We start from the raw sequence: 13,598 nt of genomic DNA on the forward strand, positions 1-13,598 counted from the left end.
AGCGACCTTTCGTTGTTACATCAAATTGCAAATCAATGCGATGCTTATTGTGGTTGCTGCTGCTCCGCAGGGCCCATTTTAATCGTGGCTTGTTTGCGCAGATTCGCCATCAGTGCATCGAAAGTCACACCACTAGCGCCTTCTTCCATCTTAGCGATAAAGTTCTTCATTTCGCCTTCCGGTAATTTGCCAGGGGTCACCGATAACAGTTCGATCAACACGATGTTGTCTTGACGATCCTGAGACAAGCCATATACCGGCTGGTCTTTTTGTGGATGAGGCAAGGCAAAGATAGTCTGCACTAATTGGTCATCATCAGGCGCACGTGACAAGGTTTTCTTCTCACCGAAGCTGACTCCAGCGGCTTTCATAGCTTCTTCGCCTTTACCTTGTTTTAGCGCAGTCAGGATCTTCTCGCCATCAACACGAGCTAATTGCTCTGCTTTCTGACGTTTTACCAGTTCGGCGACCTGATCACGAACTTGATCAAATGGTTCGATCCCTTCAGGTTTATGGCCGTCAATACGAATAACAAAAGCCCGATCGCCGTCAACAGTGATGACATCGGAGTTGCTACCAGGTGCGCCATTCTCACCAACCAAGCCCCCTTCAAAGATGGCTTGTACAACAGGTTTGAAATTAACCTCCGCTGGCACCGCATCACGGGTAAACCAACCGGTTTGCTTAGCTTTCGCACCCGCGGCTTCTTCAGCCGAAGCCAGAGACTCGTTATCGCTGGTTGCCGCTTCGCTCACTTTTTGTTGTAAGGCGTAATATGCATCAACCGCTTTTTCCTGCTTAACCTGCTTAGCCAGCGCATCATGAACTTCTGACAACGGTTTTACCTGCGCGGGTTTGATATCGTTAAGACGAATAATCAAATAACCCACAGAAGATTTCACCACATCAGACAACTGGCCTTTCTCAGTCAGATTTGCTTGTTTCAGCTCATCCGCTGTTGTTTCCGGTTCTAACCAACCCAACTCGCCGCCATTTTTACGAGAAATGATGTCAGTCGACTTCTCTTTTGCGATTGCGGCAAAATCAGCACCTTTTTTCAGCTCATCCAATGCAGTTTTGGCTTCAGCTTCAGTTTTAAACTGAATGACACTGTAGTTGCGTTGCTCAGGCTTAGTATAAGTACTTTTGTGCTGCTCGTAATACGCGGTGATATCTTCTTCAGTAACAGTGATTTTGTCTTGCATCGCCGCAGCATCCATTGCAATGAAACTCACTTTCATCTGTTCTGGGGCAATGAAGCTGTTTTTGTTCTGATCGTAATAGGCTTGCAGTTCTTCATCTGTGACTTTCTGCTGCGCTTGAAGTGCTTTGAGGTCTAGCGTTGCCAGACGGACTTCACGTTGCTGCAAAATCAGCTCTGACATTGCCTGTACTTCGGCAGGCAACACGAAACCAGTATCGCCGAATGCTTGTAGCAATTGCTGATTAATCAGCTGCTGGCGCTGTAATTGGGCGAATTGATCTGGGGTGTAGCCCATCCGATTGACCAGTTCAAGGTACTTGTTATTATCGAACTTGCCATCAGTCTGGAAATAAGGTGCCTGACGAATAGCCTCTTTCACTTGCTCGTCACTGGCAGTCAGGCCTAATTTTTTAGCATATTGGTCGAGCAACATATTGTTGACCAATTGGCCAAGTACCTGCTGACGTAGTTGCAGCATGTAACCTTCATTGGCGGCCAACGCGGAGAACTGTTCACCCAATTGTTGTTGCAAGCGGCCACGTTCGCTCTGTACAGCCTGTTCTAACTGAGCACGACTAATCTCTTGGCCATTAACTTTGGCAGCAAAGTCGTTGGAGCCACCAATCAGATAGCTGCCAACCCCAGTCAGGATAAAGGACAACATGATCAGGGCCAGAATGATTTTGAGCACGACGTTATTAGCAGCCGCGCGTAAATTGTCCATCATAATGTGACAATACTCCGCTGTAATATGGATAAAAACTGTTGCGCAGGTTTAAATAAACCCAGCATTCCTTGCGACAGCCCTTCATGCTGCTGCGCGAAAAAAAAGCGCATCATTAACGATGCGCCTTGTATCTTACCTTACCAACTCAACTGCGTCAGGTTATTGTTAACACAAACACAGGTGAGAATTGACGCGGCAATCAGTTTACAGCGTCTTTCAGGCCTTTACCGGCACGGAAGCCTGGTACTTTGGCTGCTGGAATACTGATTTCTTTGCCTGTCTGAGGGTTACGGCCAGTACGTGCAGAACGCTCACGTACTGCAAAAGTACCAAAACCAACCAGAGCTACGTCATCCCCTTCTTTCAAAGACTCAGTAACAGAAGCAATAATTGCATCCAATGCGCGCCCAGCGGCCGCTTTAGAAATATCAGCACCTGCGGCAATTTTGTCGATCAGTTGTGACTTATTCACTCTTTCATCCCCTTTTAAATTCTATTGTCGCGCCGAAAATCCCTACGGACAACACGACAGCGCAGCTGTTATATCAATCCTGTCTGACCTTAGCAAGCAGCCCAAAGACTAAAACTTTTACCAGACAGACGAACTAACTTAGCGGCACAAAAAATAGCTGGCAAGTAGCATTTCACTTACCAGCATCAGTTTTATCAATACTTCTTGCGATCCGTCACTATTTTGACGCTACCGGCTGTGCCCCGAAGGCAGGATTTTGCAAAGCAATGGCTAAAACATCATCAATTCGCTTAACCGGATGAATTTCCAGATCAGCGATAACATTGTCTGGAATCTCTTCCAAATCACGTTTGTTATCATCTGGAATCAGCACAACTTTAATCCCACCACGGTGAGCAGCCAATAATTTCTCTTTCAAACCACCGATTGGTAATACCAAACCACGTAAGGTGATTTCACCGGTCATTGCAACATCTGCCCGCACCGGGTTACCGGTCAAACAAGAAACCAGCGCTGTACACATCGCAATACCCGCGCTCGGCCCATCTTTCGGCGTCGCGCCTTCTGGCACATGCACGTGGATGTCGCGTTTTTCGTAGAAATCAGGGTTAATACCTAATTTATCTGCACGCGCACGCACCACAGTCAATGCAGCCTGAATGGACTCTTGCATGACTTCGCCCAGTGAACCGGTGTAAGTCAATTTACCTTTACCCGGCACACATGCGGTTTCGATGGTCAGCAAATCACCACCCACTTCTGTCCATGCCAGGCCAGTCACTTGACCAACACGGTTTTCAGTGTCTGCGCGACCATAATCGACTTTCTGTACGCCCAAGAAGTCTTTCAGGTTGTCTCCGGTAATTTCAATGTGCTTAACCGTTTTATCCATAAGCAGATTTTTGACTGCCTTACGGCACAGTTTGGAGATTTCACGCTCCAGACTACGCACCCCAGCCTCGCGGGTGTAATAACGGATAATGCTCATGATCGCACTGTCATCGATGGTCAGTTCGCCTTTCTTAATGGCGTTACGCTCAAATTGTTTTGGCAACAGATGCTGCTTGGCAATATTGAGTTTCTCATCTTCGGTATAACCGGACAGACGGATCACTTCCATGCGGTCTAGCAACGGCGCCGGAATGTTCATGGAGTTAGAGGTCGCAACAAACATCACATCCGACAGATCGTAATCCACTTCCAGATAGTGATCGTTAAATGCCACGTTTTGCTCTGGGTCTAACACTTCCAGCAATGCTGACGCCGGATCACCACGCATATCGGATGCCATTTTATCGATCTCATCCAACAGGAAGAGTGGGTTTTTCACCCCAACCTTTGCCATCTTCTGGATCAATTTACCCGGCATAGAACCAATATAGGTACGACGGTGGCCACGGATCTCTGCTTCATCACGCACGCCACCTAGTGCCATACGCACATATTGACGGCCTGTCGCGCGGGCAATAGATTGCCCAAGGGAAGTTTTACCCACCCCTGGAGGCCCAACCAGACACAGAATTGGCCCTTTGATTTTGCTGACCCGGCTCTGGACTGCGAGATATTCCAAAATACGATCTTTAACACGTTCCAAGCCGTAATGGTCGGTATCCAGAACTTCCTGCGCTTTTACCAAGTCTTTTTTAACTTTGCTGCGACTGTTCCACGGCACCTGCAACATCCAATCAATGTAACCACGAACGACGGTGGCCTCCGCCGACATTGGCGACATCATTTTCAGTTTTTGCAGTTCAGCTTCGGTTTTTTCGCGTGCATCTTTCGGCATTTTAGCCGCTTCGATTTTGCGTTTTAGCGCTTCATGCTCGTCAGGTGCATCGTCCATCTCGCCCAGTTCTTTCTGAATGGCTTTCATTTGCTCATTCAAATAGTACTCGCGCTGGCTCTTTTCCATCTGTTTTTTGACACGATTACGAATCCGCTTTTCAACCTGCAACAGGTCGATTTCGGACTCCATCATTGCCATCAGATATTCCAGACGTTCGGTCACATCGAACATTTCCAGGACAGCTTGCTTGTCGTTTAACTTCAACGGCATATGTGCCGCGATAGTATCAGCCAGACGTGCTGCATCATCAATACTGTGCAACGAAGCCAGGACTTCCGGCGGGATCTTTTTGTTCAGTTTGATATAGCCTTCAAACTGATTAATCGCTGTGCGGACCAGCACTTCCTGCTCACGATCGTCCATTACCGGCGATTCAAGATATTCCGCCTGAGCAGCAAAATGCTCGCCGCTGTCGGAAAGCGTGGTGATACGCGCACGCTGTAGCCCTTCAACCAGCACTTTTACGGTGCCATCAGGCAATTTTAGCATTTGTAGAATCGAGGCTACGGTGCCGACTGAAAATAGATCATTGATACCAGGCTCATCCGTCGAGGCTTCTTTCTGCGCAACCAGCATGATTTTTTTATCATGGTCCATTGCAGCTTCCAGGCACCGAATCGACTTTTCCCGGCCAACAAACAGTGGGATCACCATATGCGGATAAACCACCACATCGCGCAGAGGCAATACGGGGATTTCTATGCGTTCGGAACGCTCAGGGTTCATAGAGCTCTCTCTTAGTTTAGCTTCCACCAGATTACTGGGAATCTCGTGAAACACGAGTCATCACGAGTTTCACTAAATAGGTAATTGAGTATATGGGGACGAATGTCTTACATTCAACGATTACAATGCGAGGAAAAAGAAATGGGGGATAAAATCCCCCATTGTCATACTAACCATCTGGATTATTTGGCTAATTATTCGCCAGAAGCTTGGGCTTCCGGTTGGCCATAAATCAGCATTGGTGCAGATTGACCAGCTATAACTGATTCATCTACTACCACTTTTTCCACACTTTCCATTGACGGTAAATCATACATGGTATCGAGCAAAGCACCTTCTACGATAGAGCGCAGGCCACGAGCACCTGTTTTACGTGCCATCGCTTTCTTAGCAATAGCCGTCAACGCTTCATCACGGAACTCAAGTTCCACACCTTCAAGATTGAACAATGCCTGATATTGTTTTGTCAGCGCATTTTTCGGTTCTTTCAAAATCTGAATCAGTGCGTCTTCGCTCAATTCACTCAAGGTTGCTACCACGGGTAGACGACCAATAAATTCAGGAATTAAACCGAATTTAATCAAGTCTTCCGGTTCAGCCTGGCTCAATAACTCGCCTTCTGTCGCCTTTTCTGACTTGCCTTTTACCGTGGCTCCGAAGCCAATACCACTGCCGGTGTTAATGCGCTGCCCGATAACTTTATCCAGGCCCGCAAAAGCACCACCACAGATAAACAGAATCTTAGAGGTATCAACCTGCAAAAACTCTTGCTGTGGATGCTTACGACCACCTTGTGGTGGTACAGCAGCGATAGTCCCTTCGATCAATTTCAACAGCGCCTGCTGCACACCTTCACCCGAAACATCGCGAGTAATGGATGGGTTATCAGACTTACGTGAAATCTTATCAATTTCATCGATATAGACGATGCCGCGTTGCGCCTTCTGGACGTCGTAATCACATTTCTGTAGCAGCTTCTGAATAATGTTTTCAACATCTTCACCCACGTAACCAGCTTCGGTCAGTGTGGTCGCATCTGCCATAGTAAACGGTACATCCAGGAAGCGAGCCAATGTTTCCGCTAACAGCGTTTTACCACTACCCGTAGGACCAATCAGCAGAATATTACTTTTACCCAACTCGATGCCATTAGTGGTATCGCCATTGCGTAACCGCTTGTAATGATTGTACACAGCAACAGCCAGCACTTTTTTCGCCGGTTCCTGCCCAATGACATAATCATCAAGATGGCGACGAATTTCATGCGGCGTTGGCAGCGAACTACGCTCCCGGTGCGGCGCAACTTCTTTGATCTCTTCGCGAATAATGTCGTTACACAAATCGACACATTCATCGCAGATATACACTGACGGCCCGGCAATTAGCTTACGCACTTCATGCTGGCTTTTGCCGCAGAAAGAGCAATACAGCAGCTTTCCAGAACCGTCTTTGCGCTTATCTGTCATCAGTAAACCTCTTCTTCAGTATCTGCCACATCTGAAACCATGCGGCAGGGAGACTATTCTCGCTATTTCTGTACGGAACGTTAGCTTTCAACGGACAGCCGATATAATGGGTGGTGTACAAACAATACGCAATCAGGCCTTATTCAGCACTAGAGTTTGTTCTCGCTACATTCACTATAGTATATCGGCTCACAGAAATAAGTCGTTAGTCACGACGGGTGAACACAGAATCAACTAAACCGTATTCTACAGCCTCATCAGCTGACAAGAAACGGTCACGCTCAGTGTCTCTCTCTATTTCTTCAAGAGATTTACCCGTGTGTTTTGCCATCAGTTCATTCATGCGTGATTTCACTTTCAAAATCTCTTTGGCATGAATTTCAATATCTGTAGCTTGCCCCTGGAAGCCGCCCAACGGTTGATGAATCATTACCCGTGAATTCGGCAAGCAGAAACGTTTACCCTTAGCACCCGCAGTCAACAGGAATGCACCCATTGAACATGCCTGGCCCATGCAAATCGTGCTGACATCCGGCTTAATGAATTGCATGGTGTCATAAATTGACATCCCAGCAGTAATCACTCCACCCGGTGAGTTGATATACAGGAAGATGTCTTTTTCTGGATTCTCTGCTTCCAGAAACAGCATTTGCGCTGTGATCAGATTGGCCATATGGTCTTCAACCTGGCCTGTCAGGAAAATGATACGCTCTTTCAGCAGACGGGAGAAAATATCGTAAGAACGTTCCCCACGTGAAGTCTGCTCAACCACCATTGGCACCAGAGCCATGTTAGGTGCAAATTGATCTCGTTCGCCACTGTATGACATTACCGTCTCCTAATAGAATTTACTTTGGCGCCATTCATAACCGATTCTACTTGAGATAAGGAATGATGACTATGTTAACAGCCCGGTTATCCAGACTCATCCGATGGCGGTAATCAGCCAGTGTTTCATATGAGCGTCTGTTAGATTAATTGGGGGATTAATATTCATTTTCAAGCCCCAGCGATATCTTTTTAGCCTAACAACCCGCTTTTTAACCTGAAAACTACCCACCATCTCTGCCGTAATCGCGACGCCCTATTAATTATTTATCTGTTGAGCACTTCATTTTACTTTTCAAATATAGCGCAGATTGCAGCGAAACATGCCAGATTAATCATACTATTGAGGGATTATTGTTTCTAAAAGAAAAAGCCCGTGACCATAGGGCTACGGGCTTTTTCAATACACCAGATAAATTATATCCAGCTTGATACGCTAAAAAACATTACGCCGTAGTGGTCTGATTCATCAGCTCACTGAAGGTAGTTGGTTTTTCAGTTACTTTAGCTTTAGAAAGCAGGGTTTCTACTGCTTGTTCTTCCAGAGCAACGTTGCGCATATTGTTCATCAGCTCTTTGTTTTTGCTGTAGAACTCAATAACTTCTTGTGGATCTTCGTACGCAGAAGCCATTTCTTCGATCAGTGCTTTAACACGATCTTCATCTGCTTTCAGTTCGTGCTGGCTGATAACTTCACCCAGCAACAAACCGACAACAACGCGACGTTTAGCTTGTTCTTCGAACAATTCACGTGGTAATTCAGCAGCTTGTTTCTCATTACCACCGAAACGCTGTGCAGCCTGACGGCGCAGAACGTCGATTTCACCTTCAACCAGTGCAGCAGGAACGTCGATTTCGTTCGCGCTAACCAGACCGTCGATTGCCTGAGTTTTAACACGGTTACGTACCGCACCCTTCAGCTCGCGTTCCATGTTTTTACGCACTTCAGCACGCAGACCTGCTACTGAACCATCAGCAACGCCGAAACGTTTGATGAATTCTTCGGTCAGTTCTGGCAGCTCACGCACTTCAACTTTCTTCAACACGATATCGAATTTAGCTGATTTACCTTTCAGGTTTTCTGCGTGGTAATCTTCTGGGAAGTTTACGTCGATGGTGAATTCTTCACCGGCTTTATGGCCGATTACACCTTCTTCAAAACCTGGGATCATACGACCCTGGCCCATTGCTAATACGAAATCAGTCGCTTTACCGCCTTCGAAAACTTCGCCGTCGATAGAACCGGTGAAATCCAGAGTTGCGCGATCTTCAGCAGTTGCTGCAGCGTCAGTTTCTTTCCAGGTAGCTTGTTGCTTACGCAAAGTTTCCAGCATGGTATCAACGTCAGCGTCGTTTACTTCAACAACTGGCTTCTCTACTTCAATGCTTTCCAGATCTTTCAGCTCAACTTCCGGATACACTTCGAACTCAACGGAATAAGTAAAATCTTCACCCTCTTTGTACTGGCCCGGCACATAGTTAGGTGCGCCAGCTGGGTTGATTTTTTCTTTAATGATCGCGTCAACGAAATTACGTTGCATCAGATCACCCAGTACGTCCTGGCGAACAGATGCGCCGTAACGCTGTTCAACGATGTTCATTGGCACGTGGCCTTTACGGAAACCGTCGATACGAACATTTTTAGCAGCTTTAACTAATTCGCTTTTTACGGCTTTTTCAATGCTGTCAGCAGCAACAGTAATTGTTACACGGCGGCCAAGGCCTTGGGTGGTTTCAACAGAAACTTGCATCTTGTTACCTCAAAAAAATCACAGTGCTCGGTCAACTCCAGAAGCTGCAAACGAAGCAGCACCACTCCCCTTTCAGGAATGATGCGAACTCTGAAAACACCCTCTAAGAACCGGGACGGCCGCATTAAACAGAACCGAGTATCCCAGATGTCAGAAGCGTCCCGAAACCATTCCGGAAAAATAAGACGCGACATTATAGCGGCGCACAAGGTATGAGTCGAGGAAAGCAAGCGAATGTTGTCGCGGTAAAATTCACGCGTGAATCGTTCCCTCGGCTAAAACTCCTGTGGCGCACTAATGAAATAAAGATGTCGCCTATACAGAAACACAAGCGGCTCTAGGGCCGCCTGCAAAATTCTCATCTACTAATACCCTAAATCATGCTGGAATGACTACTGTTATCCAGCCTGATTTAATTAATCTGGCAACTGAGCCAATTCCCCTGCACCACGACATGAGGGCGAAGCTAGCACAGTGTTTTGCAATCCAGCCCACTCTTTCAGGGTGTAAGTATGTAAAGCCAACGCATGGACAGTACTCGCCAACTCTTCAGCTAACGCACTATAAATCGCACGGTGGCGATTGAGAAAGCGTTGATCTTGAAATCTATCGCTAACGATCACAATTTTAAAATGACTTTCCGAACCAGCAGGAACGTTGTGGCGGTAACTTTCATTAATGACCTCCAGATGATCCGGTTCGAATGCCGTTTTTAGTTTTTCTTCAATTTGTTCCCGAATCAAAATCATCATATTCTCCTTACTGCTGAGGCAAAAAACTGCCTATTCTCTGTTGCAATATTAGTGTATTTTCGCTGTTTTATAACATTTCAGATACAAAATATCCCGAATATCTCACCGTTACCCGTTCTGGCGAAAACACTCATCTTCTCGTCAACCAAAATATGATTTGCATAGGCTTTAAATTAAATGGCCGGTCACTCGGGGGAAAAACGTATTTTTTGGTGAATTTCTCTACATCAGGATCTTCCACCAGCCACTTGCAGTGCTATGATGTCGCCACTGCAAACTCGCAAAATAACATGGCTGCTATCCCGCTCTGATTATTAAAGAATTCCATAACTATTGAGAAAGTGAACATGCTAAAGAAAATTCTTTTCCCGCTGTTGGCTGTTTTTATACTGGCGGGCTGTGCTGCCAGTAACAACACCTTGAACGTTACCCCGAAAGTGGTCTTGCCACCCCAAGACCCAACGCTGATGGGGGTGACTATCAGCATTAATGGTGCCGATCAGCGCCAAGATGCTGCCCTGGCTAAAGTGAATCGTGATGGCCAACTGGTCGTATTAACACCGTCTCGTGATCTACGCTTCCTATTACAAGAAGTGCTTGAAAAACAAATGACTGCCCGTGGTTATATGATTGGTACTAATGCGCCCGTTGATCTGCAAATTGTCGTGAATCAACTGTTCGCTGATGTGCAAGAAGGCAACCTTCGCTACAACATCACCACTAAAGCCGATATTTCTATCACTGCTACCGCAAAAAACGGCAACAAGCAGGTTAAAAACTACCGTGCCAGCTATAACGTTCAGGGGGCATTCACTGCGACCAACGAAAAAATCACTAATGCTGTTAATACCGTGTTGAGTGATGTTATTGCAGATATGGCGCAAGACACCAGCGTCAGCAGCTTTATCAAACAAAATGCCCGCTAATCTGCTTCTTGCTTAACATTACTACCGCTTAACAGAATGCTCCGCCCTGCGGATAGGGTGGAGCACGTAGGTCTCACATGTCCAATCGCTATTCGAATCTTTTTACCCAACGTAATTCGCTTGTTCTTTTGTTGTTGGGATTTGCCTCAGGCCTCCCTTTAGCCTTGACAGGCGGGACATTGCAAGCTTGGATGACGGTTGAAAATGTCAGCCTGAAAACTATTGGTATTTTTTCGCTGGTCGGCCAAGCCTACGTTTTTAAGTTCCTCTGGTCTCCACTGATGGATCGCTACACCCCTTCCTTTCTGGGGCGTCGCCGTGGCTGGTTGATCATCAGTCAGTTACTTCTAATTGTTGCCATTATTGCCATGGGCTTTATGGAACCGGCTAAACATTTATGGTGGCTGGCCGCTATCGCCGTGCTGGTTGCATTCTGTTCTGCATCGCAAGATATTGTTTTTGATGCCTATAAAACCGATTTACTTACAGCTGAAGAGCGTGGTACCGGTGCCGCAGTTTCGGTATTGGGCTATCGCCTCGCCATGTTGGTGTCTGGTGGACTAGCACTGTGGATAGCGGATCGTTATCTCGGCTGGCAATCCACTTACTGGCTGATGGCCGGATTAATGCTGATAGGGGTATTTGCCACGTTATTTGCCCCAGAACCCGATATTCGTATTGCTCCGCCGAAAACCCTGGAACAGGCAATCGTCGAGCCATTGCGTGATTTTTTTGGTCGTAACAATGCCTGGCTGATTCTACTGCTTATCGTTTTGTACAAAATGGGTGATGCTTTTGCGGCTAGCCTAAGCACCACTTTTTTGATCCGTGGAGTTGGGTTCGATGCCGGCGAAGTCGGTTTGGTCAATAAAACCTTGGGATTAATCGCCACTATTATTGGCGCACTGTATGGCGGTTTACTGATGCAACGCCTGAGTTTATTCCGGGCATTGATGATATTTGGCATTTTACAAGCCATATCCAACATTGGTTATTGGCTGTTATCCATTACAGATAAAAATATATTCTCGATGGGCAGTGCTATATTCCTGGAAAACCTGTGTGGTGGGATGGGAACGGCAGCCTTTGTTGCTCTCTTGATGACGCTTTGCAACAAATCTTTCTCGGCCACCCAATTTGCTTTGTTATCTGCACTTTCTGCTGTGGGCCGGGTATATGTTGGCCCGATAGCAGGGTGGTTTGTTGAAACACATGGCTGGCCATTGTTCTATTTATTCTCTATTGCTGCTGCCATTCCTGGACTTTTGCTGCTCTATATCTGCCGCCAGACATTGGAATACACACAAAAAACCGATGAATTTATGCCCAGAACAGAGTTTAAAACAGCTTATCGTTGGGCATTACGTTTTCTAACCATTGGCTGCGTACTATTAGCCGCATGGCTAATTTTGCTGATAGGTAATGCATTAGATTGGACCGCAGCTCCAGATGTGGCCGATACGCTGCTACTACGTGGTATTCAGCTCAGTGTGGTCGGAATGGTTCTTGGCGGCGTATTGGATTATCTCGCGCTTAGACGTAAGAAACTAGCCTAATCAACCATTACATTTTATGAAAGCCGGTACTTGTGCCGGCTTTTTTTACGGCTGAAAAACATTCCACCTGAACGCTTCCTCGCCATTATTTTGATATAAATCACAAATTTTAGTAACACTTGCAAAATATTATTCACAAAACGAGATCCGCATCACTTCAAACTATTTATCCTTTCGTGCTCTAAGACTATGATGAGCGCACTTTTTGTTAAGGACTGTTTCCTTTTATTTCTTCTGGCATCTTTCAACCACACAGAGGCATTTATGCGTAAAATTCTTATCGGCGCCGTGGCGCTGACTGCGATCACTTTGGCTCCTGCCGTGCAAGCTGAATATAAGTGGGGTTTTGCTAATATCAGCATGAACTATCTTGACTGGACTCGCAGCACTACACATAAATCCGGTGGTTCTTCACATAAAGATGACTTTGCGTATATTGAGTTGGAAGGTGGTGCGGGTTATAGCTGGGGCGAGGTTTACGGTTTCTTTGATTTAGAAAACCCATTCAATTCAAAAACAGCACAACCAGGTGATAATCAGCGTTATACCTTTAAAACAACAGGCCGCTACTACTTAGGCGATTCTGGTTTCAACCTTTATGGCCATATTTATGGCACTTACTCACTGCCAAGTGCTGAGGGTAACAATTACAGCAACTTCCATGAAGTGAATACATTGTACGGTATCGGCTACAACGCCACTGTTGCCGGTGTGTGGATGAAACCCTTTGTTGCGCTGCACTATGTTGATCAGACTTATTACTCAGGTAATAACGGTTATGTGGTGGGTTGGGTTGCTGGTTATGACTTTACTGCATTCGACGAAAACTTCAGCATCACCAATTGGAATGAACTGGAGTTTAACCGAGCTGAGCGCTACGCCGCAGGTAACGGTGGTCGTAATGGGGTGAACGGTGCTCTTGCACTTTGGTGGACACCAATTAAACAATTCACCACGGGTATTCAGTACCGTTATGCTTATAACAAATTAGGCGAAGATTTTTTACAAGACGGTATCGTGTATTCCATTAAATATAATTTCTAGCTAAATGATTCCGGGGTACCTATTTTAGCACCCCGGAATAGTTTTTAATTTACCGTGTTATCACATATTATTTACATAAAATAAGTCTAGGTAATAAATAAAAATCAGTATTTCCCGTGAATAAAAGCGTAATAACCGTTGTTTTTCCTTAACATCCGCCGTTTTGCATCCCTCTACCTTCGCCAACATATTGTTGCGATTAGTAAATTGTCACGCAAGGTAACATCTGTGACCCCCTTAACATAAAGTGTCAACAAGCCGCTGACACAATCTTAAGCATGTTTACAGTCCTGCAACCTT

Annotated in this window: 10 protein-coding genes; 3 read left to right on the top strand and 7 right to left on the bottom strand. The window is 46.0% G+C overall.

Annotation, left to right across the window (positions count from 1 at the left end):
- Nucleotides 1–44: 44 nt before the first annotated feature.
- The 7 genes from ppiD to bolA form a co-directional block, all read right to left on the bottom strand.
- A complete protein-coding gene (gene ppiD, locus ACF3VQ_RS15355) occupies nt 45–1,931 on the bottom strand; it encodes a peptidylprolyl isomerase (protein ID WP_392432012.1) in 1,887 nt (628 codons plus the stop codon).
- 199 nt (nt 1,932–2,130) lie between these two features.
- Nucleotides 2,131–2,403 carry a nucleoid-associated protein HU-beta gene (hupB, locus tag ACF3VQ_RS15360; protein ID WP_004392663.1) on the bottom strand — a complete coding sequence of 91 codons (273 nt, stop codon included), beginning with the start codon at nt 2,401–2,403 and terminating at the stop codon, nt 2,131–2,133.
- 217 nt (nt 2,404–2,620) lie between these two features.
- On the bottom strand, nt 2,621–4,975 hold the full coding sequence (gene lon / locus ACF3VQ_RS15365; RefSeq protein ID WP_004707582.1) for an endopeptidase La: 2,355 nt from the start codon (nt 4,973–4,975) through the stop codon (nt 2,621–2,623).
- Between the two features lie 194 nt (nt 4,976–5,169).
- Nucleotides 5,170–6,441, bottom strand: a complete 1,272-nt coding sequence (gene clpX / locus ACF3VQ_RS15370) for an ATP-dependent protease ATP-binding subunit ClpX (RefSeq protein WP_392432013.1) — start codon at nt 6,439–6,441, stop codon at nt 5,170–5,172.
- 205 nt (nt 6,442–6,646) lie between these two features.
- Nucleotides 6,647–7,270 carry an ATP-dependent Clp endopeptidase proteolytic subunit ClpP gene (clpP, locus tag ACF3VQ_RS15375; RefSeq protein ID WP_005167636.1) on the bottom strand — a complete coding sequence of 208 codons (624 nt, stop codon included), beginning with the start codon at nt 7,268–7,270 and terminating at the stop codon, nt 6,647–6,649.
- 445 nt (nt 7,271–7,715) lie between these two features.
- The gene (tig, locus tag ACF3VQ_RS15380; RefSeq protein WP_005163508.1) at nt 7,716–9,020 is read right to left on the bottom strand and encodes a trigger factor; all 1,305 of its coding nucleotides are present in this window, start codon (nt 9,018–9,020) and stop codon (nt 7,716–7,718) included.
- Between the two features lie 416 nt (nt 9,021–9,436).
- The gene (gene bolA / locus ACF3VQ_RS15385) at nt 9,437–9,766 is read right to left on the bottom strand and encodes a transcriptional regulator BolA (protein WP_392435616.1); all 330 of its coding nucleotides are present in this window, start codon (nt 9,764–9,766) and stop codon (nt 9,437–9,439) included.
- A gap of 353 nt (nt 9,767–10,119) precedes the next feature.
- Between bolA and ACF3VQ_RS15390 the strand changes: the two genes are divergently transcribed.
- From ACF3VQ_RS15390 to ACF3VQ_RS15400, 3 genes are all read left to right on the top strand, one after another.
- Complete coding sequence (locus tag ACF3VQ_RS15390) at nt 10,120–10,698, top strand: lipoprotein (protein WP_005167631.1); 579 nt, start codon at nt 10,120–10,122, stop codon at nt 10,696–10,698.
- Nucleotides 10,699–10,775: 77 nt separating this feature from the next.
- Nucleotides 10,776–12,254 carry a muropeptide MFS transporter AmpG gene (gene ampG / locus ACF3VQ_RS15395; protein WP_174849280.1) on the top strand — a complete coding sequence of 493 codons (1,479 nt, stop codon included), beginning with the start codon at nt 10,776–10,778 and terminating at the stop codon, nt 12,252–12,254.
- Between the two features lie 264 nt (nt 12,255–12,518).
- Entirely contained in the window at nt 12,519–13,298 is a 780-nt protein-coding gene (locus ACF3VQ_RS15400) for an outer membrane protein OmpK (RefSeq protein WP_392432015.1), read from the top strand.
- Nucleotides 13,299–13,598 lie beyond the last annotated feature (300 nt).

The sequence above is a fragment of the Yersinia fenwicki genome, assembly GCF_043099325.1.
GTDB lineage: Bacteria > Pseudomonadota > Gammaproteobacteria > Enterobacterales > Enterobacteriaceae > Yersinia.